Source organism: Synechococcus sp. A15-127, from assembly GCF_014280215.1.
In the GTDB taxonomy this organism is placed as follows: domain Bacteria; phylum Cyanobacteriota; class Cyanobacteriia; order PCC-6307; family Cyanobiaceae; genus Parasynechococcus.
In genome coordinates, this window is the sequence record NZ_CP047948.1 from 60,481 (window position 1) to 83,702 (window position 23,222).

The window sequence follows — 23,222 nt, forward strand, 5'->3', positions numbered from 1 at the left end:
AACACCAAGGATCGTGAGTCGGCGAGGCGCTGTCAGCCCTCCGTAACGATTCCTCCGTCCCTGGAACTGTCCACCACACGGTCGATCAGGCCGTATTCAACCGCGTCTGAGGGTGAAAGGAAGTAGTCCCGGTCGGTGTCTTCGGAGATTTTGTCGAGGGGCTGACCTGTGTGCTCCGCCATCAGTCCATTGAGGGTCTCCTTGAGGAACAGGATCTCCTTGGCCTGGATCTCGATATCGACGGCCTGTCCCTGCGCTCCCCCCAGAGGTTGGTGAATCATGATCCGGGCGTTCGGCAGGGCGAGGCGCTTGCCCTTGCAGCCGCCGCTGAGCAGGAAGGCGCCCATGCTGGCCGCCAGCCCATAGCAGATGGTCATCACATCAGGAGCCACCTGCTGCATCGTGTCGTAGATGGCCAGTCCCGCCGTCACGGAGCCTCCCGGCGAGTTGATGTAGATCTGAATGTCCTTTTCCGGATCCTCGGCTTCCAGAAACAGCATCTGGGCGACGAGGGCATCGGCCACGGCGTCATCAACGCCGGTGCCCAGAAAGATGATCCGCTCGCGCAGCAATCGGGAGTAGATGTCGAAGGCCCTGTCGCCACGGCCGGACTGCTCGACCACGGTCGGCAGAGGACCGGGTGCCGAGATGGGCATTTCGGCCCGCCAGCGGTTCTGGATGGGGTGGTGACTGCGGGCGTCGATCACGCGCTCGTTGCCTGTCTGAGTGAGATCAATCTATGGGCGGTGCTCACGCGTCGGAGTCCGCCTTGGACCCGGACTCGTCGGATGTCTTCTTGCTGGCAGCCTTTTTCTTGCCAGCAGGCTTGGCCTCGGAGGCCTCCGATGGCGTCGTGGCTGCCCGTTCGGTGAGCGTGCTGTTCTCCTCCAGCCAGCTCATCAGCTGCTCCTGGATCAGGTCATCCATCACGGCCTGACGCAGACGTTGCGGATCGATCTTGGCGTCAGCCGAGAGCTCCTTTCTCACCTCCTCGAGCTTGGCTTCCACAGCCGGCTCTTCAACCTTGATGCCTTCCGCTTCGGCCAGTGCGGTGAGGGCGAAGCTGCGGCGCAGACGCTCTTCGGCCTCCGGTCTGGACCTCTGCATCAGATTGCGTACAAGGTCGGGTGTGAACAGTGATTTCACATCCATACCCTGCTGCGCGAACTGAGCAGCGGTCTGCTCAAGGAGATTGCGGCTCTCCTGCTGGATCAGTGCTTCCGGAAGCTCCACCTCCAGCTGCTCCACCAGGGCCCCGACCAGGGCATCGCGACGGTTGCTGGTCTGGCGCCGCTCGGCGTCATCCTTCAATCGCTGCTCGAGGTCTTTGCGCAGATCCGTCAGGGTGTTCTGTTCGCTGGCCTGTTGGGCGAAAGCGTCGTCGAGGGCCGGCAGTTCGCGGGTTTTGAGATCCTTCAGCTCGATCTCGAAGGACGCTTTGCGGCCGCGGGCGTCCTCCTTCGGGTATTCCTCCGGGAACTGGCAGTCAACGGTTTTCGTCTCGCCGATGCTCATGCCGATCACCCCTTCAATGAATCCGGGGATCATGCGGCCGTGCTCAAGGTCCACATCCATCGAATCGGCACTGCCCCCCTCGATGTCACTGCCGTCGTCGCTGTAGGTGCCCTTGAAGCCCAGCACGGCGATATCGCCCTTGGCTGCCGACCGGTCCTCCACAGGCACCACGGTGGCCAGCTGCTTGCGCGAATCCTCCAGCATCTCGTCGATCTTCGAGGCCTCGTACGCCACCGGTTCGAATTCCGCTGTCAGCCCTCGGGTGGTTTTCAGCTTCGGTGTTGGGGCCACATCCGCTTCCAGGGTGATGGTCAACTCCGAACCGGGCTCGAACGTCGCCAGCAGACCCTCGAAGCCGCCACTCAAATCCGGCTGGCTGATCGGTTCCAGAGCTTCCTGTTTGATGGCCTCGCGCCAGACAGTGTCCACAAGGCTTTCCAGCGCTGTGGCCTTGATGCGAACCGCTCCAAGCTGCTGCATCACGACCGTGCGGGGAACCTTGCCCTTGCGAAAGCCGGGCAGGTTGATGTTGCGACTGAGGCTGCTGATCGCCTCCTCGTAGCTGGCCTTGCTGCGCTCCCCCGGCACTGTGACCTTCACCGACAGTCGACTGCCCGGTTTGGATTCGGTGCTCACCTTCAGGGCTGCTGCGCTCATGGCGGGTCGGTTGGATCACAGGGCAGCCCATCACTTTAAGAAATGGTTGGCCACGCCACTCCCCGGTAGGGTGGGTTCATCGCTGAACCGGACGCGCCAGCCCCCTGCAATGCGGCGCGCCATCCGGCACTTCTTCGGCCCGTTTTCTGTTCAGATCAGACCGCACGCTTGCCTCCATCCCTTCCAGATCGACCCCTGAACGTTGCTGTTCTCGGCGCAAGTGGCGCTGTCGGGCAGGAGCTTCTGATTCTTCTCGAGGAGCGTGGATTTCCTGTCGCCGAGTTGAGACTTCTGGCTTCAGCCCGCTCCGCCGGTCAGACCCAGACCTGGAACGGCCGCTCCCTCACCGTGCAGGAAGTCGATGCCTCCAGTTTCGAGGGCATCGATCTCGTGCTGGCCTCCGCCGGTGGATCGATTTCCCGTCAATGGCGTGAAGCGATCACGGCGGCCGGCGCGGTGATGGTGGACAACTCCAGCGCCTTCCGCATGGAGGAGGGGGTCCCCCTGGTGGTTCCGGAAGTGAATCCCGATGCGGCGTTCCTGCATCAGGGCGTGATCGCCAACCCCAACTGCACCACGATTCTGCTCACGCTTGCCCTGGCGCCTCTGGCGGCGCATCAGCCGATGCGACGGGTGCTCGTCAGCACCTATCAATCAGCCAGCGGTGCAGGAGCCCGGGCGATGGAGGAACTCAAGACCCTGTCGCAGACCGTTCTCGATGGAGGAACACCCACGAGTGAGGTGCTGCCCCATTCCCTGGCTTTCAATCTGTTTCTCCACAACTCACCTCTGCAGGAGAACAGTTACTGCGAGGAGGAGATGAAAATGGTGAATGAAACCCGGAAGATCATGGGTCTGCCGGATCTGCGCTTCTCGGCCACCTGTGTGCGGGTGCCCGTGCTCCGGGCCCATTCCGAAGCCGTGAACATCGAGTTCGAGCAGCCGTTCCCGGTAGAAACCGCTCGGTCCCTGCTGGGGAAGGCGCCCGGTGTGGAGCTGATCGAGGATCACGGCTGCAACCGCTTCCCGATGCCGACGGACGTGACCGGGCGCGATCCCGTCGCCATCGGTCGCATCCGCCAGGACATCAGTGACCCCAACGCTCTGGAGCTCTGGCTCTGTGGTGATCAGATCCGCAAGGGTGCTGCGCTGAATGCCATTCAGATCGCTGAGCTGCTGGTGCGGTCATGAGTCCCTCCGCTGAACGATCCCCCACTCCCTTCGGCCGTCTGGTCACGGCGATGGTCACCCCCTTCGATGGTGCTGGAGCCGTTGATCTGGCGCTGGCCGGCCGTCTCGCCCGTCATCTCGTGGATGAGGGGTCCGATGGCCTTGTGGTGTGCGGCACCACCGGTGAGTCACCCACCCTCAGCTGGCAGGAACAGCGGCAACTGCTGGAAGCCGTGCGGCAGGCGGTGGGTCCTGGAGTGAAAGTGCTGGCGGGCACCGGCAGCAACAGCACCGCCGAAGCGGTGACTGCCACCCGCGAGGCTGCCGAGGCCGGAGCGGACGGTGCGCTCGTGGTGGCGCCCTACTACAACAAGCCGCCTCAGGATGGATTGGAGGCTCACTTCCGGGCCGTTTCGGCTGCGGCACCGGATCTGCCCCTGATGCTCTACAACATCCCCGGTCGGACCGGTTGCAGCCTTCAACCCGCCACGGCGGCTCGGTTGATGGACTGCCCCAACATCACCAGTTTCAAGGCGGCCAGCGGCACCACGGAGGAGGTCACGCAGCTGCGTCTGGCCTGTGGTCCGCGCCTGGCGATCTACAGCGGCGACGATGGCCTCACTCTGCCGATGCTCGCCGTGGGCGCCGTCGGTGTGGTGAGCGTGGCAAGCCACATCGCAGGGCGTCGCATCCGCGCCATGATCGAAGCTCATCTCAGTGGTGAGGGAGCGATGGCGCTCGGCCACCACGAACAGTTGCAGCCCCTCTTCAAGGCCCTGTTTGCCACCACCAATCCGATCCCGGTGAAAGCAGCTCTCCAGCTCAGCGGCTTCCCCGTCGGCGATCCCCGTCTTCCGCTCAACCCTCTGCCTGACGCCATGCGAGATGCCCTGTCCCAGATCCTGTCCGCCCTGCGCCAGACCTAGGTCCGGTTCAAAGGCTTACGCACACAAGTTCTCTTTCGTTCCCTTTTTTCCATGACCAACAGTTCCAGATCCGCGAAAGGCCAGGAGCCCTGCCTGCGGGTGATCCCCCTCGGCGGCTTGCACGAGATCGGCAAGAACACCTGTGTGTTCGAGTACGGCGATGACCTGATGCTGGTGGACGCCGGCCTCGCTTTCCCCAGCGACGGCATGCATGGCGTGAATGTGGTGCTGCCTGACACCAGCTTCCTGCGCGAGAACCAGAAGCGGATCCGGGGCATGATCGTCACTCATGGGCATGAGGACCACATCGGTGGCATCTCCCATCACCTCAAGCACTTCAACATTCCGGTGATCTACGGGCCGCGCCTGGCCCTGTCGATGCTCACCGGAAAGATGGAAGAGGCCGGAGTCACCGATCGCACCACGCTGCAGACCGTCACCCCGCGGGAAGTGGTGAAGGTGGGTCAGCACTTCTCGGTGGAATTCATCCGCAACACCCACTCGATGGCCGACAGCTATTCGCTGGCCATCACCACTCCGGTGGGCACGATCATCTTCACCGGCGACTTCAAGTTCGATCACACACCGGTGGATGGCGAATTCTTCGACATCGCCCGCCTGGCGCACCACGGTGAACAGGGTGTTCTCTGCCTGTTCAGCGATTCAACGAACGCAGAGGTGCCGGGTTTCTGCCCGCCGGAGCGTTCGGTCTTCCCCAACCTCGATCGCCACATGGCCAGTGCCGAGGGGCGAGTGATCATCACCACCTTCGCCAGTTCGATCCACCGGGTTTCGATGATCCTCGAACTGGCTCTCAAGAACGGCCGCAAGGTCGGCCTGCTCGGGCGATCCATGCTCAACGTGATCGCCAAGGCCCGCGAGCTCGGCTACATGCGTGCTCCGGATGATCTGTTCGTGCCGATCAAGCAGATCAATGATGTGCCCGATCGCGAGACGCTGCTGCTGATGACAGGCAGTCAGGGTGAGCCGCTGGCTGCTCTGAGCCGCATCTCCCGTGGGGAGCATCCCCAGGTGAAGGTGAAGCCCAGCGACACGATCATCTTTTCCGCCAGCCCGATCCCTGGAAACACGATTTCCGTGGTCAACACGATCGACCGCCTGATGATGCTCGGGGCCAAGGTTGTTTACGGCAAGGGCGAAGGCATCCATGTGTCCGGTCACGGCTTCCAGGAGGACCAGAAGCTGATGCTGGCTCTGACCAAGCCGAAGTTCTTTGTGCCTGTGCACGGCGAGCACCGCATGCTTGTTCAGCACGCCAAGACCGGTCACTCCATGGGTGTGCCGGAGAACAACACGCTGATCATCGACAACGGTGATGTGGTTGAGCTCACTCCGGATTCGATCCGCAAGGGGGATCCGGTGAAGGCCGGCATCGAGCTGCTTGATCAATCCCGCAACGGCATCGTCGACGCCAGGGTGCTGAAGGAGCGTCAGCAGCTGGCGGAGGACGGCATTATCACGATCCTCGCGGCCATCAGCACCGACGGTCAGATGGTGGCGCCGCCTCGGGTCAACCTGCGCGGTGTGGTCACGACCGCCGATGCCCGCAAGATGTCGATGTGGACCGAGCGCGAGATCAGCTGGGTGCTCGAGAACAAGTGGAAGCAGCTCTGCCGCAACACCGGCGGCAAAGCCCCGGAAGTGGACTGGATGGGTGTGCAGCGGGAAGTGGAAGTGGGCCTCGGCCGGCGCATGCGCCGTGAGCTGCAGGTGGAGCCGCTGATTCTCTGCCTGGTGCAGCCGGCTCCTTCCGGGACGCCTGCCTACAAGTCGAAGGCGATGGAGGAGAAGGACGACCGTCCCGCTCCCCGTGGTCGCGCAGGGCGTCCCACCAGTGCCAGCAATGGCCGTCGTGATCCTGCGCCAGCGCCCGTCAAGGTGGCTCCCACCGCGGCGAAGGCGGCAGTTGCCGAGAGGGTGGAGCCCCAGGTGGAGCCCCAGGTGGAGCCCAAGGTGGAGCCGGAACCGGAGATTCCTGCCGGCCGCACCCGTCGCCGTCGTTCAGCGGCGGTCTGAACGCCTCAGCAGTCGTTGTAGCCGCTGCAGCAGAGAGGCTGATGCACTGTCATCGGCTCTCTGCTGAGGGTCCCCTTCCTGTATGGAGGAATCCAGGCGAACTCTCAGCAGGGCGCCGCTCAGCACCTGCTCTGGGTCGCTGGTTTCAGCCTCTTGCTGCTCAGTCTCCTCCTGCTCAGTCTCTGTGGGAGTCTCCTGGATTTGGAAGGGTTCCTGGGCTTTGAGAGGTTCCTGGCTTGGTGTTGGCGTCGGACTTGGTTCAGGCTCCTGGTCCGCAGGCGACGGTGCATCCAGCCAAGGCATGGCGGTGGGCCGAGCTTGTTGTTGCTGTGCTGACGGTGCTGCTGCCGAGCCGGGATTGACGAACGGATCCTGCAGCAGGTCCGGCCGCTGCGCTTCGCCGGGCTGCTGTGCCTGACAACGGTTCAGCCCCTGACGGGCGAGTTCCGCCAGCGTCTCCTGGGGATCACTGTCCAGAACCAGCTGATAGAAACCCGCTGCCGGGTCGGGCTGCTTCTGCCCGTACAGCGTGATGTGGCCCAGCAACAGGCCGACGATGGCCCGCCAGCCCAGTTTCGCTGCGCGGGTTTCGGGCGTGTCCGGGGTGGCTTCCAGCTGCTTGAGCAGACTCGTGGCCAGCGTGTCGGCATCGGCATACCGCCCTTCCCCATACGCCTGTTCGGCTGCCTGGTAATTCTGCTGGAAATCGCCGTCCATCAGTCGCTGTCAATGGGTGAGGCGGTTCCCTGCGCCTGATGATGCTCTCCGCCGCCCAGCTCGAATCCGGCGTGGACCGCCTTCAGAGCAGCCACGCCCGCGGCGTCCGCCACGAGGCAGCTGGTGCGGATCTCGCTGGTGGCGATCAGCGCGATGTTGATGTCGGCTTCCGCCAGGGCCCGGAACATGCGGCCCGCGGTTCCGGCGGTGGCCGGCATGCCGGCCCCGACCGCGCTCACCCGGGCAATCGCGGGCCCTTCCTCCAAGGCGGCCCCGGGCCACTGCGCCAGCAGGGGGGCCAGGGCGACATCAGCTCGGTCCCGGTCCTCCTTGCGCAGGATGAAACTGATGTCCCGCGACCCATCACCGTGCTGCCGCTCGGACTGGACGATCGCATCAAGACTGATGCCGGCTTCGGCCAGGGCTGAACAGAGGGCTGCCGCCGTCCCCGGACGGTCCGGCACGTGCCGCACACTCAGCTGCGCCTGATCCCGGTCGAGGGCGACCCCACGCACCTCCGGTTCGCCCCTGTCGCAGACGGATGGATTCAGCTGAACCTGTGCATCCTGCACTTCGAAGGCCTCGCGCACGGCCTGCAGCGCCTTGCGTCCGTTCGCGGCGTCAATCACGCAGCTCACCTTTACTTCGCTGGTGGCGATCAGCCTCAGGTTGATGCCTTGCTGCGACAGACACGTGAACAGTCCGGCGGCGATGCCGGGACGACCCATCATCCCCGCGCCGCTGATGCTCAGCTTGGTCATGCCCCCTTCGGCCGAGAGATCTCCCCCGAGGCTCTGAAGCAGTCCGGCACAGACGTCCTTGGCCCGCTCCAGATCCGCTTCCGCCACGGTGAAGGTGATGTCGTTGCTGCTGCCCTCATGGGTCGACTGGATGATCAGATCGACGTTGATGTCCGCCCCGGACAGCGTCTCGAACAGACGGGCGGCGATGCCGGGTTGATCGGGAATTCTTGAAAGCCCCAGCACCGCTTGCTGATCCAGCTGTTCCACGCCGTCCACGGGACTGCCGAGCTCGAGGCCGTCCCGACCGATCGGGCGGCGACTGCGGCTGGTGAGCCGTGTGCCTGGGGCGTCGCTCCAGCTGGAGCGCACCACCAGGGGAACCCCGTAGTTGCGCGCGATCTCCACCGCACGGGGATGCAGCACAGACGCTCCGAGGCTGGCGAGTTCCAGCATCTCGTCACAGCTGATTTCGGTCATCAGCTGGGCATCGGTCACCTTGCGTGGATCCGTGGTCAGCACACCCGGCACATCGGTGTAGATCTCGCAGGCGTCGGCGCCGAGCGCCGCGGCAAGAGCAACGGCCGAGGTGTCCGATCCGCCGCGGCCCAGGGTGGTGATCTCCGCGATTCCGCCGCTGCCGCTGCTGGTGCCTTGAAACCCGGCCACCACCACGACGGAGCCGTCTGCCAGGCGACCCTGCACCCGGTCGGTGCGGATCTCGAGGATGCGCGCACGGCCGTGGGTGGATTCGGTGACGATGCCGACTTGCGGGCCGGTCATCGACACAGCGCTCACCCCAAGAGCGTTCAGAGCCATCGCTAGCAGCGCGATCGACACCTGCTCGCCGCTGGCCAGCAGCATGTCCATCTCCCGTCGTGGCGGGTCGGCGTTGATCGCTGCCGCCAGCCCGGTGAGTTCGTCGGTGGTGTGCCCCATGGCGGAGACCACCACGACCACGTCGTGTCCTTCCTCCCGGCAGCGGGCGATGCGCTGAGCCACGGCCTGGATGCGCTCGACGCTGCCGACGGAGGTGCCGCCGAACTTCTGCACCAACAGGGCCATGCGCGGGATCCCAGCAACGCTGGAGTTTCTCACCCCAGCAGGCCGTCGCGGAAGGCATCCTCCGGTGATGATCCCCGCTTCAGCCGCGCCTCCACCTCCAGCAGCCGTCCCAGCAGGGAGAGAAACCGCTTGGGAGGCCGCCCCTGCAGCTGTTTGCGCATCACATAGATGCGCTTCGGGTTGCCGATGCCGGCGGCCTTGGCGATCACCGCCACATCCCGCTCTCCCTGCTGCTCCAGCAGGCTCACCCAAAGCCAGCCGCGGATCTGCCCGGTGAGGGTGGCGACGATGCGCAGGGCCGGTTCACCGGCATCGATCAGGGCATCCCAACGGGTGATCGCTTCGCCCGCATTTCCTTCCAGCAGCGCATCCCCCACCTGCAGAGCGTTGGTGGCCAGACCGCCCACCAGCTCCTCCACGAGCGCTGCGTTGATGGTGGTGGCCCGCAGCGACAGCTTGCGCAGTTCCGATTCCAGACGGGCGCTGTCGTTGCCGATCGCCTCCACAAGGGGGTCGATGGCATCGCGTTCCAGTTGCAGTCCCAGGGCATCGGCGGTGCGTTCCACCAGCTGTCGCTGACCGGCGCCGTCCCAGACCGCCGGCAGTTGAAAGCGTTGCTCATGGTCCAGTCCCTGCTTGATCCGCTTCTGCAGCGCCTTGGTGGTGCGCAGGCGACCATCCGGTTTGGCGGGGTTCACCAACATCAGATGGGCGTCGTCCGCCAGCAGCTCCAGGGAGGCTTCGAAGCGATCCGCCAGCTCCGTGGGGCAGGCGTTGCAGAACGGACTGCGCTGCAGCAGCACCACGCGGCTGCCACTGGCGAACGGCGGCGTGCGGGCCTCCTCCAGAGCCTGAGCCGCCTGCCCGGCTTCGGCACCGTCGAGGCGGCTGAGGTTGATGCTGCTCCAGGCGGGGTCCACCAGCGTTTTGATCAGCGCATCGATGGCCCGGTCCCGTGCCGCGGCGTCATCTCCCCAGATCAAATGAATGGGCATGCGCTGATGATGGCGTTGATGGCCCAGGACCACCCGATCTTCACCGAAAGCATCCGGCGCATCCGTGCTCTGCTGGGCAGCACCGGACTTGATCCACTGCAGCAGCAGGTGCTGGAACGTCTGGTGCACAGCAGCGGCGATCCGGCGCTGGCCCCTTTGCTGCGGTTCAGCCCCGGTGCCTGTGACCGGGGGGTGGAGGCGCTGCGGCGTGGCGCGGGGATCCTCACCGACACAGCGATGGCGGCCGCGGCGGTGGCACCGATGGCCGGCCGCACTCTGGGCACGCCGGTGCACTGTGTTCTGGACTGGGCCCCTGACCAGGCGCCCGCGGGTTCGACCCGCACGGCGGCTGGTATGGCCCTCGCCTGGAGTGAGCTGAGTGCCGTCGCCCCGGCACCACTGGTGCTGATCGGGAGTGCGCCGACGGCCCTGGAGCTGCTGCTGGATTCGGTGGCGGCTGGCCAGCCAGCCCCGAGTTTGGTGATCGGCATGCCGGTGGGCTTCGTTGGCGTTGAGGACAGCAAGCGTCATCTGGCCTGCAGTGATCTGCCCCAGATCCGGCTCGACAGCAGCCGCGGCGGAGCGGGTCTGGTGGGGGCGGCCGTCAACGCGCTGCTGCGGGCGGCAGCAGCGTCAGATCATTCCCCTGCCAGCTGAGGCGCCAGCCCCCGGGCAGATCACAGCCGCCGCCGGCGGCACCGAGCGCGAGTCGCCGGCTCAGCTCCTCAAGCAGGGCGGCATCGCAGCCCGTCACCCCTTGCTGGTCCAGCCAGAGGGCCAGCAGCTGTCGTCGGCTGGAACCGCTCAGACGACCGAGGCCGCGGCGGTCAAGACCATCGGGGTGTTGCAGGTGTTGCAGCGCCAGCTCCGCCAGTTCCTGGCGGGTGTCCTGCACCTGGGACAGTCGCTCCGCCAGATCCGCCATCCGCCGCTCCGCCCCGGGGTGCAGGGCCTCCAGCACCGGCAGAAGCTCCAGGCGGACCCTGTTGCGGGCGTAGGCCGGATCTGCATTGCTGGGGTCGAGCCACAGCGGCAGCGTCAGGTCGCGGCAGATGGCGCCGGTGTCATGGCGGCTGAAGCTCAGCAAAGGCCGCCGCAGCCAGGGCCCCTCGGGTGCGTCTGCCGAGAGGGGCCGCAGAGGTCGCAGGCTGCTGAGGCCGGCCAGGTCCGTTCCGCGGGCCATCTGCAGCAGCAGGGTTTCGGCCCGGTCGGTGGCCGTGTGGCCGGTGACCACATCGCGTTGTTCGGCGCTGGCCTGCTCCATCAGGCAGCTGTAACGCCAGCGCCGGGCAGCGGCTTCGCTGGCGACTGCGGTGGGCTCCGCCCGCTCGATTCGGATCGCCAGCTGATGGCTGCGGGCCCAGTCGCTGAGTTCCGTTGCGATCCTCCCGGAGTCCGGATGCCAGCCGTGGTCGCCATGCCAGAGCGTCAGGTCCCACTGGTGCAACGGCACCAGCTCCGTCAGCAGGGCACAGAGGGCCATCGAATCCTGGCCGCCGGAGACCGCCAGCAGCAGTCGGCTTCCGCTGGGCAGCAAGGCCGGCTGTTGCAGCAAGCGGCGATGCAGTCGATCGTGCCAGGGAGTCCAGCTCACGGCGGCGGACAGGGTTCCCCCACGGTGTGAGAATCAACGGATCGCTGTCCAGTCTCCATGTCCCGTCTCCAGCAGCTGCCCGTCGCTCTGCAGCGCAGCCTCGAGCAGCGTTCGGCGCTCAAGGTGATCGCCGGCCTGATGAACTTCGATGCGGCCAGCGTCGCGCGTGTGGCTCGTGCGGCCGGCCATGGCGGGGCTGATCTGATCGACGTGGCCTGCGATCCGGAACTGGTGTCGCTGGTAATCCGTGAGTCCGGCGGTGTGCCGGTCTGCGTGTCTTCGGTGGAGCCCGAGCAGTTCCCAGCGGCGGTCGCAGCCGGTGCGGTGATGGTGGAGATCGGCAATTTCGATGCCTTCTATCCCGAGGGCCGCGTGTTCGGCGCTGAGGAGGTGCTGGCACTTACCCGCCGCACTCGGGAGCTGCTGCCTCAGGTGGTGCTCAGCGTGACCGTGCCCCATGTGCTGCCGCTGGACCAGCAGGAGCAGCTGGCTGTGGATCTGGTGGCGGCCGGAGCAGACCTGATCCAGACCGAGGGCGGCACCAGTGCCAGGCCCTTCAGTGCCGGCAGCCTCGGCCTGATCGAGAAGGCGGCTCCCACCCTGGCGGCGGCTCACTGCATCAGTCGGGCCGTGGATGTGCCCGTGCTCTGTGCGTCCGGACTCTCGGCGGTGACCCTGCCGATGGCGATTGCCGCTGGTGCCGCAGGCGTCGGTGTCGGCTCTGCGGTGAACCGCCTCAGCGATGAGCTGGCGATGGTGGCCGTGGTTCGCGGTCTGCGGGCAGCGTTGCTGCAGGCCGTCCCCAGCCGTCTCTGAGTCGCCCCGGTTGCTGACAGCGGAGGGCTTGATTTCTACGTTGAGCGTCGAGTCCTCCCCCACGGTTCGAAAATGATCGGATGGTTGCTGCAGTGGCCCGTCAGGGCTTTGGTGTTGCTGCTTGTGGGGGCGCTCCCTCTCGGCGTTGAGATGGCGAGCTTCGGCACGGCGCTCTCGTCGGCCGTGGTGATCGGCCTGCTCGGCACGCTGCTGATCCTGCCCCTGAAGCTGATCCTCGCTCTGCCCTGGGCTGTGGCCAGTCTGGGGGGCCTGATCGCACCGATCACCTGGTTGTTCAACTGGCTGATCACCGTGGTGTTGTTTGCCATGGCGGCGCGGATGATCAATGGCTTCAGCCTGAAGAACGGCCTCTCCAGCGCCGTGCTGGGTGCCGTGGCCTACGGCGTGATCAGCGCCATCGTGATCAACGCCCTCGGCCTGGCAGATGTGGACTTCACTCGCGCGGCATTGCCCATAAGCTGAGCGACCGCCACGCCGGCGTTCATGCCTGCCTTCGACCTCACGGCGCCTTACTCCCCCAAGGGGGATCAGCCGACGGCGATCCAGCAGCTAGTGAAAGGCGTCAACGGCGGCGAGCGTTATCAGACCCTGCTGGGAGCGACCGGCACGGGCAAGACCTTCACGATGGCGAATGTGATCGCCAAGACCGGCCGACCGGCGCTGGTGCTCGCTCACAACAAGACGCTGGCCGCGCAGCTGTGCAATGAGCTGCGGGAGTTCTTCCCCGAGAACGCCGTCGAATACTTCATCTCGTACTACGACTACTACCAGCCGGAGGCCTACGTTCCGGTCAGCGACACCTACATCGCCAAGACCGCGTCGATCAACGAGGAGATCGACATGCTGCGTCACTCGGCGACCCGATCCCTGTTCGAACGGCGCGACGTGATTGTGGTGGCCTCGATCAGCTGCATCTACGGCCTGGGCATCCCCAGTGAATACCTCAAGGCTGCGGTGAAGTTCGAGGTGGGGGAAACGCTCAATGTGCGCCGTCAGTTGCGCGAGCTGGTGGACAACCAGTACAGCCGCAACGATGTGGAGATCGCCCGGGGGCGTTTCCGGATCAAGGGGGACGTGCTGGAGATCGGCCCGGCCTATGAAGACCGGCTGGTGCGCATCGAGCTGTTCGGCGACGAGGTGGAGGCGATCCGTTACGTGGACCCCACCACCGGTGAGATCCTCCAGAGCATCGATGCGGTGAACATCTACCCCGCCAAGCACTTCGTGACGCCCAAGGATCGTCTCGAGTCGGCGATCGGCGCCATCCGCAGCGAACTGCGGGAGCGGCTGGAGGTGCTCAATGCCGAGGGCAAGCTGCTGGAGGCCCAGCGGCTGGAGCAGCGCACCAAGTACGACCTGGAGATGCTGGGGCAGGTGGGTTACTGCAACGGCGTCGAGAACTACGCCCGTCATCTGGCCGGCCGGGAGGAGGGTTCTCCGCCGGAGTGCTTGATCGATTATTTCCCCAAGGACTGGCTGCTGATCGTGGACGAGAGCCACGTCACCTGTTCGCAGCTGCAGGCGATGTACAACGGCGATCAGGCCCGCAAGAAGGTGCTGATCGAGCACGGCTTCCGCCTCCCCAGCGCTGCCGACAACCGCCCGCTGAAGGGGGAGGAGTTCTGGGAGAAGGCCAGTCAGACCGTGTTTGTGAGTGCCACTCCGGGCAACTGGGAGCTGGGGGTGAGCGGTGAACAGGTGGCTCAGCAGGTGATCCGCCCCACCGGCGTGCTCGATCCGATCGTGGAGGTGCGGCCCACCACCGGTCAGGTGGATGACCTGCTGGGAGAGATCCGCGACCGGGCCTCGAAGCAGCAGCGGGTGCTGGTGACGACCCTCACCAAGCGCATGGCGGAGGACCTCACCGACTACCTGGCGGAGAACGAGGTGCGCGTGCGCTACCTGCATTCGGAGATCCACTCAATCGAGCGGATCGAGATCATTCAGGACCTGCGTCTGGGTGAGTACGACGTGCTGGTGGGCGTGAACCTGCTGCGGGAGGGGCTGGACCTGCCGGAGGTGAGCCTGGTGGCGATCCTCGATGCCGACAAGGAGGGCTTCCTGCGGGCGGAGCGTTCGCTGATCCAGACCATCGGCCGGGCGGCACGCCACGTGGAGGGTGTGGCCCTGCTCTACGCCGACAACCTCACCGATTCCATGGCCAAGGCGATTTCGGAGACCGAGCGCCGCCGGGCGATTCAGCAGGCTTACAACGAGAAGCACGGTGTGGTGCCCACCGCCGCCGGCAAGAAGGCCAGCAACTCGATTCTCAGTTTCCTGGAACTGAGCCGCAAGCTGAAGCAGGACGGCCCCGATGCCGATCTGGTGCAGGTGGCCGGCAAGGCCGCCAAGGCCCTGGAGGAGGACCCCGATGCCGGCATGGCCCTGGAGGCGCTGCCGGAGCTGATTGAACAGCTGGAAGGGAAGATGAAGGAGGCGGCCAAGAAGCTGGACTTCGAGGACGCCGCCAACCTGCGCGACCGCATCAAGCAGCTGCGTCAGAAGATGGCGGGCAAGGTCTGAAGCGTCAGGCGGCCAGAGGCAGGTCGTCCTGGTCGAGACGATCGAGAACCTGCCGGGCCCGCAGCACCACGCTGGACGGCACACCGGCAAGTCGGGCGGCCTCGATGCCGTAGCTGCGGCTGGCGCCACCGGCACTCACTTTGTGCAGGAACACCAGGTCATCGCCGGTCTCCTCCACCAGCACCTGGAAATTCACCACGTTGCTCCGTTCCCGTGAGAGGGCGTTGAGCTCGTGATAGTGGGTGGCGAACACGGTGCGGGCCTGCAGATCGCCCGCCAGGTGCTCGCTCACGGCCCAGGCGATCGAGAGACCATCAAAGGTGGCGGTGCCGCGTCCGATCTCATCGAGCAGCACCAGGGAGCGGTCTGTGGCGTGGTGAAGGATGTTGGCGGTCTCCGCCATCTCCACCATGAAGGTGGACTGGCCGGCCGCCAGATCATCCACGGCGCCGACGCGGGTGAAGATGCGATCCGCCAGGCCGATGCGCGCTGACCGCGCCGGCACCCAGCTGCCCACCTGCGCCAGCAGCTGGATCAGCCCGAGCTGCCGCAGATAGCAGCTCTTGCCGCTGGCATTGGGGCCGGTGAGCACCACCAGGTCCTGACCATTCCCGAGGGTCACGTCGTTGGGGGTGAAGGCTCGCTCCACCAGCAGCTGCTCCACCACGGGATGGCGTGACTCCTCCAGTTGCAGCACCCGGTCGTCGCTGATCTGCGGGCAGCAGTAACCACTCGTGGCGGCCACCTCCGCCAGGCCGCAGAGGGCGTCGAGGGCGGCCACGGCCCGGGCGGCGCGACGGATGGCTTCCGCTTCCGCGCCCACCTGCAGCCGCAGCTGACAGAACAGGTCGTATTCGCGTTGGCAGGCGCGCGCCCTCAGCTGGAAGATGCGCCCCTCCCGCTCCTTCAGGTCCGGCGTGATGAAGCGTTCTTCGTTGGCCAGGGTCTGGCGGCGGATCCAGTGGTCCGGCACGGCGGTGGCCTTGGCTTTGCTCACCGCCAGGAAATAGCCGAAGGTGCGGTGGTACTGGAGCCTGAGGTTGTTGTTGCCGCTGAGGCGGCGTTCCTGCTGCTCCTGCTGCGCCAGCCAAGCGTCCTGGTCGTCGAGCTGATTGCGCAGGCCATCCAGCAGCGGGTCGACCCCGTCGTGGATCAGGCCTCCATCGTTGAGGGAGAGAGGAGGTGTCTCGAGCAGTTGCTCCCGGATGCTGCTGGCCAATGCCGAGAGCGCCGGATCCAGGGCCTGCAGCAGCGCGATGCCGTCGGGCAGCGGAGCGGCATCGCTCTCCAGTAACGTCGCCAGCCGCGGCAGGCGTTCGAGGCCATCGGCGATCGCCACCAGATCACGGGCACCGGCATGACCGGCGCCGGCGCGTCCCGCCAGCCGTTCGAGATCGCCCATCGGTCGCAGCAACCGGCGGATCGCCTGCCGCAGACGGCGTTGCTCCACCAGCCGGCCGATCAGTTGCTGGCGGGCTTCGATGGCAGCCCGCTGTATCAGAGGTGCCTCGATCCAGCGCCGCAGGCTGCGGCCTCCCATGGCGGTGAGGCTGCGGTCCACCGCCCAGAGCAGGGAGCCCTGGAACTGGCCGTCCCGCTGGGTGGTCGTGAGTTCCAGGTTGCGGCGGGTCTGAGCATCCAGCACCAGGGCGTCGCCGCTGTGCACGATGTGAGGTCGCTCCAGCGGCACCCGGCTGGCCTCCTCGAGGGGCTGGGTGTCGCGCAGATAGGCCAGCAGGCCGCCGGTGGCCCGCAGCGCCAGGGGCAGCTCCTGCAGGCCCAGACCGTCGATGGTGGCCAGCTGGTAGTGCTGCAGCAGCGCCTGTTCGGCTTCCGGTCGGCTGAAGGGGGTGCTGGGCATCGGGGTGAGCTGCAGCCGATCGGGGCACCAGGCCGGTCGCTCATCGGGTTCGCTCCAGAGCAGTTCGGAGGCCTCCAGCCGGCTCAGTTCCTGATGCAGGCTGTCGCTGCCGTGGCGCTGCATCAGCTGCACCTCGCCGGTGCTCACATCGGCGCTCACCAGCCCCCATCGGAACGGCGTCTGTCGGGTGGCTGGCTCCACCACCACGGCCGCCAGCCAGTTGTTGCGGCGGGCACTGAGCAGCCCCTCCTCCAGCACGGTGCCGGGGGTGAGCACCCGGGTGATGTCACGTTTCAGCAGGGCTCCCTTGGCCGGGGTGGTCTCCAGCTGATCGCAGAGGGCCACGCAGCAGCCGCGGCGGATCAGTTCGGCGCAGTAGCGCTCGGCGGCGTGATGGGGAATGCCCGCCATCGGCACACGGCCGATGGCTTTGCCCCCCTCCTTGCCGGTGAGCGTGAGTTCGAGCAGGCGGGAGAGCTTGATCGCATCCTCGAAGAAGCACTCGAAGAAGTCCCCGAGGCGATAAAGCAGCACCCGCTCGGGATGGGCCGCCTTCAGCTCCACGTAATGGCGCAGCATCGGCGTCAGCTGCTGCGGATCCACCTGGGTGTGGTGGGCCCAGGCGGGCAGGTCGTCGTCGTCCGGCGTTGCAACGTCTCCAGGGATTGATTCGCTGGCGCCGGCTCTGCGTTTGTTCGAATCTTGTCTCTGTCGCGGCCGTGCTGCGGCATCGGCGTTGAGCTTGGCGTCCGTGAGTTCGCTCAGCTCCAGCGCAGCGGTGCTGCCTTGAAGGCTGGTGGTTGCTTTTGCGGGTTCCGGTTCTCCGAACAGGCTGCCCTGCAGGGCGAGGGAGTCCTGCTGTGCCACCGAGCCAACCACCGTTGGCCCGAGGATACGAGGGTTGTCGTGTGTCGGGCTGGCGATGCATCTGCTGATGGCGCTGGATCAGGGCTTTGAGTCCCTTGCGGCCGTGGCGCTCACTTCGTTTCTGCTGCATCAGCGCTTTGAGTCGCTTGTGTTGGTCAGTCCTGCGGGTGAAACGTTTCCGCAACTCAACGCGTTGGCGGCTGCCTTTGCCGTGCCGTTGCGTCATCAAGCCATTGGCGACGACGCAGCCCTGCATCAACTGCCGGCTGCGGTGCGCCCTTATTTCTTCTGTATCGAAGCGCTGCAGCAGTTCAGTCCCGGCCGTTACCTCTACGTCGATGCCGACACCCTGTGCGTGTCCAATCTCGAGGCGCTCGATGGCTTGCCCCTCAGCGAGGAGCGGCCCCTGGCTGCCGCCTCCCATGGCCGGCCCATGCCCGATCGGGCTCTGCTTCTTGGCCTGGAGACCCCCTATCACTACTTCAATGCCGGCGTACTGCTGTTTGACAGCAGCTGCCTGGCATCACTACTGACGCCCCCTGATGTTGTGCAGTATTACCTGCACAACCGAGCCCTCTGCCGTTTTCGCGAGCAGTGCGCGCTCAATGCGGTGCTTCGGGGCAGGGTGCAGTACTTACCCGGTCAGTTCAACCTGCTCAGCTGGATGCGTCCGCGCCAACAAGACAATCCCTGGCATGACCTCGCCTGCAATCCGATGGCCTATTGCCTGCCAGATGTGCGCGACAACGCCGCCATTGTGCATCTCTCGGCCGGAGCGCTGCCGAACCGGCTGGCGGCGGATCGCTTGGAGCGTTTTGACCGTTACTGGCTGCTCCTGCAGCAGGGCATCCAGCAGCCGCAGGATGCACCGCAATTGCCCAGTTACGCCGAGCGGTGGTGATGGGGAAACTGAGGTTGCTGGATTGTGAAATGGGGGCTGAGGAATCGATTCAGCTGTTTCACCGGGGTTTCACTGATGTGAAAGAGCAACAGCTGTTTGGGCGCTTCAGCGCTGAAGTACTGCAGCACTTCGCTGTGGTGTAGGTACCAGTCCAGCAGCCAGCGCTGCTTGAGTTGGCGGCGGTTGCGGATGCCGTCGCTGCGCAGGGCGTTCAGGTAGGCCTGGGCGAAGCGGCCCTGGTCATGCTTCAGGCGTGAACGGACCCAGGCCAAGGGATCACGGGTGTTGAGCACGAACAGGGCATCGGGATAGTGCTGGTGCAGTTCCCTGAAGTAGCGGCACCCCTCGATCAGCGGTGCGTCATCGCTGTTGCTGCATCCCCAGGGACTGCCTGGGATGCAGTTCATGTCGGTGTAGGCCGTCCAGCGATCGATGCCGCTCAGCAGGGGCTGCCCTGCCAGCTGGTTGCGGTGCAGGGCCATGGCCAGGGTGTTGGCGCGCCAGTGCACAGAGCTGATGCCGTTTGCCTTGAAGTAGTCGTGGAAAGACGTGGTGCCGCATTTGTTGAAGCCGATCAGAAAGATCGGCGGCGTTGTCCGGGCGGCGGCGCTCATGGAATCCAGCGGTCATCGCGCCAAAGAGCCCGCTGCTCTGGGCTCTCCAGCACGTTGCGGCACAGCTCCGGCAGTGCATGGGCCCGGATCGCTTCCAGTGGAAATGGTTCGACGGCATTAAGCGTGCGCACCTGCATCACAGCCGCGTGCAGGTCGTTGTGCCGGGCGGTGGTGGTGGCGTTTGGGTGCTTGCGATAACTCACATGCTCCTCGCTCACGGCTGTCATCTGCACGCCGGCTCGGGCCATGCGCAGATAGAGGTCGTAGTCCTCCGCCATGGAGAGCTCTGGCCGGTACGCCGGAGATCCAGCGGCGGTCACGGCAGCGCGGGTGAAGGCGGTGCCGGGGTTCGTGATGAAGTTCAGCATCTCCAGCAATGGCGCAGAGAAGGGTTGCAGCACTGGTTTCGGTCGCCCCTCCGGTCGCACGGCGCTGAAAAAGCGAACGCGGGTGTAGATGAGTTGCGCCTGGTTTGGATCCAGCAGCTGGGCGCAGCGGGCCGCGCGGTGGGGATGGTTGAGATCGTCGCTGTCGAGGGTGATCAAACGGTCACTGGCAGCCAGGGCAACGGCCTTGTTGCGGGCATCGGCCACCCCCCGCTGATCTGAATCGAGCTGGTGATAGCGCAGGCGCGGATCGGAGAATCCAGCCACTACGGCTTCAAGATCCGCGTCATCGCTGTGATCATCGACCACCACTGCCTCCCAGTCCTCAAGGCTTTGGCAGAGGCAGCTGGCTAGGGCCGCCCGCAGTTCCCGCGGCCTGTTGTGCGCGGGGGTGATGAAGCTGACCTGCGGTGGGCGACTCATGGCACGGCGCTTGTGACGGCTGGTCTTCGATCAAGCGAAGAGCAGGATCCCACGTGTGACAATGACCCGACGAACCGCGCTTCCATGCAGTACCTCAACACCCTCACTGTGTTTGCCCTCGTGGTGGCTTCCTTCGCTCTGATCGTCGCGGTGCCGGTGCTGTATGCCTCCAGTGAGGACAGCGGCCGTTCCAATCGTCTGATCCTCCTGGGGAGCGCTGTGTGGGTGGCCCTCGTTCTGCTCAACTGGGGAGTGAGTTTCTTCGTCGTCTGAGGACCATATGGCCACCTTCGAGGGACGTTTCACCGATGCGTCGGGACTGCGCATCGCCGTTGTGGTGGCCCGTTTCAACGACCTTGTCACGGGCAAGCTGCTGAGCGGCTGTCTGGATTGTCTGGCCCGCCACGGCATCGATACCAGCTCCAGCAGCAGTCAGCTCGATGTGGCTTGGGTGCCAGGGTCCTTTGAATTGCCGATCGTCACCCAGCAACTGGCCCGTAGCGGTCGTTATGAGGTTTTGATCACGCTGGGGGCGGTGATTCGCGGAGACACTCCCCATTTCGATGTGGTGGTTGCCGAGTCCAGCAAGGGCATTGCATCGGTGTCTCGGGAGACCGGCGTTCCGGTGATCTTTGGTGTGCTCACGACCGACACCATGCAGCAGGCATTGGAGCGGGCTGGGATCAAGAGCAACCTGGGTTGGTCGTACGGCCTTCAGGCCCTGGAGATGGGGTCGCTGATGGCTGCCATAGCGCGAGCGGATTGACCATCGGGACCCCTTTGGGGCATGATCACCTGGTCGCAGGGGATACATCCCCAGAAGGCGATATGCGGATGTAGCTCAGTGGTAGAGCATCTCCTTGCCAAGGAGAGGGTCGAGAGTTCGAATCTCTTCATCCGCTTGCTTGCATTCGACGGATCAGCAACTGCTGGGTGTCGGCATTCCTGAAGCCGAGCTGTTGATAGAACCCACCACTGTTCGTGGTCATCAGGTAAACCCGCTCGACCTTGCGTAGTGCCGGGGCTTCGAGCAGTGCTTCAACCACCTGACGCCCGAGCCCACGGCCCTGTAAGTCTCCAGCCACCACAATGTCCCAAAGCACGGCCCGGTACAGGCCATCGGAGTGGGCACGACCGAACCCCACCAGGCGTTTGCCTCGCCAGAGGCTGACGACCACAGTGCTGCCGGAGAGCATGTGGCGGAGTTGAGCGGTTGAGCGGATTCCGGCCCAGAACGCATGCTTCTTCAGCAGCCGTTGCAGCTTCAGAAGTCCTCGCGTCGGTGCGAGATTGGGTCCAAGACCCAGCCAGCGCAGGCCTGGCGCACCAGGGGCATGCCGAAGCAAGCGGATCGCAGTCATGGCAGCGGTTGACTGGTTTGAGTCTCCCAACCCGGTCTAATGTCCCGCAATGTCGAGTCGGTTCAGCTCCCTGAAGGATCCGAGCAGCAGGCAGGATCAGGCCAGTTCAGCCCTGGTCGAGACGACGGCACAGTCGGTTGATCTGACCCTTCAACAGCGTGCTGGTGATGCGGCCAACAGCTGGTTGGCACGCAACCGCTCCCTGGTGCTTCGACAGACACCGTTCTGGGCTCAGGGATTGGTGGCCATCTTGATCAGCCTTGGAAGCGTGGCTGTTGTCGGCAGCATCGTTTTGAGAATTGATGAGGTGGTCACGGTGCAAGGCCAGCTGCAATCCATCGGTGGAACGGTGGAAGTGAAGACTCCTGCGGGAGGGCGAGTTGCTGAGGTGCTGTTCAGTGATGGCGACATGGTGCGCAAGGGACAGAAATTGCTGCGTTTTGACACCCGCAGGGCTCTGGAGCAGAAGAACACGCTCAATCGACTGATCGCATTGGAGCAGAAGCAGTTCGCGACCCAGCTGAGGACCCTCGCCAGTCAGCGCGCCACCTTGATGAGTCGCCGCGAGGTGTTTCAGCAGCGGATGCGGACCAAGACCACCATGCTCGAAGCCATGCAGAGCCTCGTGGATCAGGGGGGGTTCCAGAGGCTTCAATACCTCGAGCAGCAGGACCAGCTGTTCGCGCTGCAAAAGCAGGTCAGTGAGCTGACGGAAGAGGAGAACCAGCTGCAGCTGCAGGCGGAGCAACTTCAGCTGCAGAGCAGCAAGTCCATCGATCAGATGCGCAATCAGCTCAAGGAAGCAGAGGTTCAGCTGGAGTACCAGAACGTTCTGGCTCCGAGCAGTGGAGTGGTGTTCGACCCAAAGGTGCGTGTTGATGGCGTGCTGCAGCCCGGCGAACGGATTCTTTCGATCGTTCCTCAGCAGGGCCTTTATGCCGAAGTTTTCGTTCCCAACCAGGACATCGGATTCATCAAATCAGGCCAGCAGGCGAAGGTGCGGGTGGATGCCTTCCCCTTCACGCGTTACGGAGAGTTGCCGGCCCAGGTGACTCAGATCGCTGAGGATGCGCTGCCCCCCGATCAGACCAGGAATTTTTATCGCTTCCCGGTGAAACTGAAGTTGGAGCGTCCCTATCTGGAAAGCGATGGTGTTCGAATTCCACTGAAAGCCGGTATGGCCGTCACCACCAATCTCAAGCTGCGGGACAAGCGCGTGATCAGTCTTGTGAGTGACCTTCTGGTGGATCAGACCGACAGTGTGCGTCGCATCCGCCAGCAGTGAGCAACATCAGTCTGATGGCTCCTGCGGAGCCTGATCTTCATCTCTGGTGCACGCCGCTGCGCCTGGATCAGCTCAGCAGAGAGCTGCATCCTGCTCTGGACAGCCTGCTCTGGTCCGGCCAGCTGAAGCCGGTGTTGCGGGATTGGGTGCGCCGTCAGTTGGTGGAGGAGGTGCTGAAGGACTTGCCTTCAGATCCTGAAGCCTGTGAAGGGGATCAGCCACCGCCAGGCTGGAGTGAGCAGCTTCGCAGCCAATGGCTTCAGCGGGACGCGGCACTGAAGCTTTGGGCGCGTCAGCAGTGGGCCCACCGGTTGGAAGCGATGTATCTGGCTCGAAAGAGCCAACTTGATCGCTTCACCTTCCGCATGTTGCGGGTGTCTGATGGTGATCTTGCTCTGGAGCTTTATCACCGCATCAAGGCCGGCGAGGCCGGTTTTGAGCAACTGTCATGGACCTTCGGTGAGGGCAAGGAGCGGTTCCAGGGTGGATTGATCAAGGGTCAACGGTTGGAGGCGTTGCCCCCGGCATTCATCCCTCTGCTTCAGAACCTGCGCAGCACGGTGGTGCAGGAACCCCGGCGACTCGGCAAGCAACACGTCGTTTATCAACTGGAGAAGCGGGAGCCCGCCGTTTTTGATGAGACCACCTCCGAACAATTGCTGCAAGAGGATCTCGCTCGCTGGGAGGCCGTTGTGGTCGACCATTTGTTGACTCATCTAATCTCCTCGGATTGATTGAGCCCAGGCAG

The 23,222-nt window shown here is 64.7% G+C and carries 22 protein-coding genes and 1 tRNA gene; 13 read left to right on the plus strand and 10 right to left on the minus strand.

Going from position 1 to position 23,222, the window contains the following annotated elements:
* Positions 1-32: 32 nt before the first annotated feature.
* Positions 33-707 (minus strand): ATP-dependent Clp endopeptidase proteolytic subunit ClpP, encoded by a 675-nt coding sequence (gene clpP, locus SynA15127_RS00325; protein WP_043694085.1) that lies wholly within the window; start codon positions 705-707, stop codon positions 33-35.
* 43 nt (positions 708-750) lie between these two features.
* On the minus strand, positions 751-2,172 hold the full coding sequence (gene tig, locus SynA15127_RS00330) for a trigger factor (protein WP_186484555.1): 1,422 nt from the start codon (positions 2,170-2,172) through the stop codon (positions 751-753).
* Between the two features lie 168 nt (positions 2,173-2,340).
* Here tig and SynA15127_RS00335 point away from each other — a divergent pair, with 168 nt between their 5' ends.
* The 3 genes from SynA15127_RS00335 to SynA15127_RS00345 are packed head-to-tail and all read left to right on the plus strand — an operon-like array spanning position 2,341 to position 6,305.
* Entirely contained in the window at positions 2,341-3,363 is a 1,023-nt protein-coding gene (locus tag SynA15127_RS00335; protein ID WP_186484556.1) for an aspartate-semialdehyde dehydrogenase, read from the plus strand.
* Positions 3,360-4,268 (plus strand): 4-hydroxy-tetrahydrodipicolinate synthase, encoded by a 909-nt coding sequence (gene dapA / locus SynA15127_RS00340; RefSeq protein ID WP_186484557.1) that lies wholly within the window; start codon positions 3,360-3,362, stop codon positions 4,266-4,268. Before SynA15127_RS00335 ends, dapA begins: the two co-directional genes overlap by 4 nt.
* Before the next feature lie 51 nt (positions 4,269-4,319).
* Positions 4,320-6,305, plus strand: coding sequence for a ribonuclease J (locus tag SynA15127_RS00345; RefSeq protein WP_186484558.1), 1,986 nt, complete (start codon positions 4,320-4,322; stop codon positions 6,303-6,305).
* On the opposite strand, the gene SynA15127_RS00350 is transcribed toward SynA15127_RS00345, so the two are convergent.
* From SynA15127_RS00350 to holA, 3 genes are read right to left on the minus strand one after another with little or no spacing between them, the layout of a single operon-like run.
* On the minus strand, positions 6,291-7,022 hold the full coding sequence (locus SynA15127_RS00350) for a tol-pal system YbgF family protein (protein ID WP_186484559.1): 732 nt from the start codon (positions 7,020-7,022) through the stop codon (positions 6,291-6,293). The two genes, SynA15127_RS00345 and SynA15127_RS00350, sit on opposite strands and share 15 nt — an antisense overlap.
* On the minus strand, positions 7,022-8,827 hold the full coding sequence (locus SynA15127_RS00355) for an aspartate kinase (protein ID WP_186485500.1): 1,806 nt from the start codon (positions 8,825-8,827) through the stop codon (positions 7,022-7,024). Before SynA15127_RS00355 ends, SynA15127_RS00350 begins: the two co-directional genes overlap by 1 nt.
* Before the next feature lie 29 nt (positions 8,828-8,856).
* Positions 8,857-9,822 carry a DNA polymerase III subunit delta gene (holA, locus tag SynA15127_RS00360; RefSeq protein WP_186484560.1) on the minus strand — a complete coding sequence of 322 codons (966 nt, stop codon included), beginning with the start codon at positions 9,820-9,822 and terminating at the stop codon, positions 8,857-8,859.
* 9 nt (positions 9,823-9,831) lie between these two features.
* On the opposite strand from holA, the gene SynA15127_RS00365 reads away from it, so the two are divergent.
* Positions 9,832-10,479, plus strand: a complete 648-nt coding sequence (locus SynA15127_RS00365; RefSeq protein ID WP_186485501.1) for a precorrin-8X methylmutase — start codon at positions 9,832-9,834, stop codon at positions 10,477-10,479.
* Here SynA15127_RS00365 and tilS read toward each other — a convergent pair.
* Positions 10,427-11,416, minus strand: a complete 990-nt coding sequence (gene tilS, locus SynA15127_RS00370) for a tRNA lysidine(34) synthetase TilS (RefSeq protein WP_186484561.1) — start codon at positions 11,414-11,416, stop codon at positions 10,427-10,429. The two genes, SynA15127_RS00365 and tilS, sit on opposite strands and share 53 nt — an antisense overlap.
* 57 nt (positions 11,417-11,473) lie before the next feature.
* Here tilS and SynA15127_RS00375 point away from each other — a divergent pair, with 57 nt between their 5' ends.
* The 3 genes from SynA15127_RS00375 (at position 11,474) to uvrB (ending at position 14,776) form a co-directional block, all read left to right on the plus strand.
* Complete coding sequence (locus SynA15127_RS00375) at positions 11,474-12,232, plus strand: DUF561 domain-containing protein (RefSeq protein WP_186484562.1); 759 nt, start codon at positions 11,474-11,476, stop codon at positions 12,230-12,232.
* Between the two features lie 72 nt (positions 12,233-12,304).
* Positions 12,305-12,715 carry a phage holin family protein gene (locus SynA15127_RS00380; protein WP_043694110.1) on the plus strand — a complete coding sequence of 137 codons (411 nt, stop codon included), beginning with the start codon at positions 12,305-12,307 and terminating at the stop codon, positions 12,713-12,715.
* Between the two features lie 21 nt (positions 12,716-12,736).
* The gene (gene uvrB / locus SynA15127_RS00385) at positions 12,737-14,776 is read left to right on the plus strand and encodes an excinuclease ABC subunit UvrB (protein WP_186484563.1); all 2,040 of its coding nucleotides are present in this window, start codon (positions 12,737-12,739) and stop codon (positions 14,774-14,776) included.
* 4 nt (positions 14,777-14,780) lie between these two features.
* On the opposite strand, the gene mutS is transcribed toward uvrB, so the two are convergent.
* A complete protein-coding gene (gene mutS / locus SynA15127_RS00390; protein WP_186484564.1) occupies positions 14,781-17,516 on the minus strand; it encodes a DNA mismatch repair protein MutS in 2,736 nt (911 codons plus the stop codon).
* A gap of 43 nt (positions 17,517-17,559) precedes the next feature.
* Here mutS and SynA15127_RS00395 point away from each other — a divergent pair, with 43 nt between their 5' ends.
* A complete protein-coding gene (locus SynA15127_RS00395; RefSeq protein ID WP_186484565.1) occupies positions 17,560-18,405 on the plus strand; it encodes a glycosyltransferase in 846 nt (281 codons plus the stop codon).
* Here SynA15127_RS00395 and SynA15127_RS00400 read toward each other — a convergent pair.
* Positions 18,387-19,019: a sulfotransferase gene (locus tag SynA15127_RS00400; protein ID WP_186484566.1), complete on the minus strand. Its 633-nt coding sequence runs from the start codon at positions 19,017-19,019 to the stop codon at positions 18,387-18,389. The genes SynA15127_RS00395 and SynA15127_RS00400 overlap by 19 nt on opposite strands.
* Entirely contained in the window at positions 19,016-19,828 is an 813-nt protein-coding gene (locus tag SynA15127_RS00405) for a glycosyltransferase family A protein (protein WP_186484567.1), read from the minus strand. The genes SynA15127_RS00400 and SynA15127_RS00405 overlap by 4 nt, the downstream gene beginning before the upstream one ends.
* Before the next feature lie 84 nt (positions 19,829-19,912).
* Between SynA15127_RS00405 and psbZ the strand changes: the two genes are divergently transcribed.
* The 3 genes from psbZ to SynA15127_RS00420 all read left to right on the plus strand — a co-directional run bounded on the left by psbZ (position 19,913) and on the right by SynA15127_RS00420 (position 20,730).
* A complete protein-coding gene (gene psbZ / locus SynA15127_RS00410; protein WP_043694118.1) occupies positions 19,913-20,101 on the plus strand; it encodes a photosystem II reaction center protein PsbZ in 189 nt (62 codons plus the stop codon).
* 7 nt (positions 20,102-20,108) lie between these two features.
* A complete protein-coding gene (gene ribH / locus SynA15127_RS00415; RefSeq protein ID WP_186484568.1) occupies positions 20,109-20,594 on the plus strand; it encodes a 6,7-dimethyl-8-ribityllumazine synthase in 486 nt (161 codons plus the stop codon).
* A 64-nt stretch (positions 20,595-20,658) separates the two neighbouring features.
* A tRNA-Gly gene (locus SynA15127_RS00420) sits at positions 20,659-20,730 on the plus strand.
* Here the strand turns inward: SynA15127_RS00420 and SynA15127_RS00425 are convergent.
* Positions 20,722-21,189: a GNAT family N-acetyltransferase gene (locus SynA15127_RS00425; protein WP_186484569.1), complete on the minus strand. Its 468-nt coding sequence runs from the start codon at positions 21,187-21,189 to the stop codon at positions 20,722-20,724. The two genes, SynA15127_RS00420 and SynA15127_RS00425, sit on opposite strands and share 9 nt — an antisense overlap.
* 49 nt (positions 21,190-21,238) lie before the next feature.
* Between SynA15127_RS00425 and SynA15127_RS00430 the strand changes: the two genes are divergently transcribed.
* Positions 21,239-22,474, plus strand: a complete 1,236-nt coding sequence (locus SynA15127_RS00430; protein ID WP_186484570.1) for an HlyD family secretion protein — start codon at positions 21,239-21,241, stop codon at positions 22,472-22,474.
* Between the two features lie 14 nt (positions 22,475-22,488).
* Positions 22,489-23,208, plus strand: a complete 720-nt coding sequence (locus tag SynA15127_RS00435; RefSeq protein WP_186484571.1) for a hypothetical protein — start codon at positions 22,489-22,491, stop codon at positions 23,206-23,208.
* Positions 23,209-23,222: the final 14 nt, after the last annotated feature.

Bases quoted from the DNA above. Each gene is read 5' to 3' on its own strand.
- SynA15127_RS00435 (WP_186484571.1), top strand. From the start codon at position 22,489: ATGGCTCCTGCGGAGCCTGATCTTCATCTCTGGTGCACGCCGCTGCGC.
- SynA15127_RS00345 (WP_186484558.1), top strand. From the start codon at position 4,320: ATGACCAACAGTTCCAGATCCGCGAAAGGCCAGGAGCCCTGCCTGCGG.
- SynA15127_RS00375 (WP_186484562.1), top strand. From the start codon at position 11,474: ATGTCCCGTCTCCAGCAGCTGCCCGTCGCTCTGCAGCGCAGCCTCGAG.
- holA (WP_186484560.1), bottom strand. From the start codon at position 9,822: ATGCCCATTCATTTGATCTGGGGAGATGACGCCGCGGCACGGGACCGG.
- SynA15127_RS00380 (WP_043694110.1), top strand. From the start codon at position 12,305: ATGATCGGATGGTTGCTGCAGTGGCCCGTCAGGGCTTTGGTGTTGCTG.
- psbZ (WP_043694118.1), top strand. From the start codon at position 19,913: ATGCAGTACCTCAACACCCTCACTGTGTTTGCCCTCGTGGTGGCTTCC.
- SynA15127_RS00405 (WP_186484567.1), bottom strand. From the start codon at position 19,828: ATGAGTCGCCCACCGCAGGTCAGCTTCATCACCCCCGCGCACAACAGG.
- SynA15127_RS00395 (WP_186484565.1), top strand. From the start codon at position 17,560: ATGCATCTGCTGATGGCGCTGGATCAGGGCTTTGAGTCCCTTGCGGCC.
- tig (WP_186484555.1), bottom strand. From the start codon at position 2,172: ATGAGCGCAGCAGCCCTGAAGGTGAGCACCGAATCCAAACCGGGCAGT.
- SynA15127_RS00400 (WP_186484566.1), bottom strand. From the start codon at position 19,019: ATGAGCGCCGCCGCCCGGACAACGCCGCCGATCTTTCTGATCGGCTTC.
- dapA (WP_186484557.1), top strand. From the start codon at position 3,360: ATGAGTCCCTCCGCTGAACGATCCCCCACTCCCTTCGGCCGTCTGGTC.
- SynA15127_RS00365 (WP_186485501.1), top strand. From the start codon at position 9,832: ATGGCGTTGATGGCCCAGGACCACCCGATCTTCACCGAAAGCATCCGG.
- ribH (WP_186484568.1), top strand. From the start codon at position 20,109: ATGGCCACCTTCGAGGGACGTTTCACCGATGCGTCGGGACTGCGCATC.
- SynA15127_RS00425 (WP_186484569.1), bottom strand. From the start codon at position 21,189: ATGACTGCGATCCGCTTGCTTCGGCATGCCCCTGGTGCGCCAGGCCTG.
- SynA15127_RS00350 (WP_186484559.1), bottom strand. From the start codon at position 7,022: ATGGACGGCGATTTCCAGCAGAATTACCAGGCAGCCGAACAGGCGTAT.
- uvrB (WP_186484563.1), top strand. From the start codon at position 12,737: ATGCCTGCCTTCGACCTCACGGCGCCTTACTCCCCCAAGGGGGATCAG.
- SynA15127_RS00355 (WP_186485500.1), bottom strand. From the start codon at position 8,827: ATGGCCCTGTTGGTGCAGAAGTTCGGCGGCACCTCCGTCGGCAGCGTC.
- SynA15127_RS00430 (WP_186484570.1), top strand. From the start codon at position 21,239: ATGTCGAGTCGGTTCAGCTCCCTGAAGGATCCGAGCAGCAGGCAGGAT.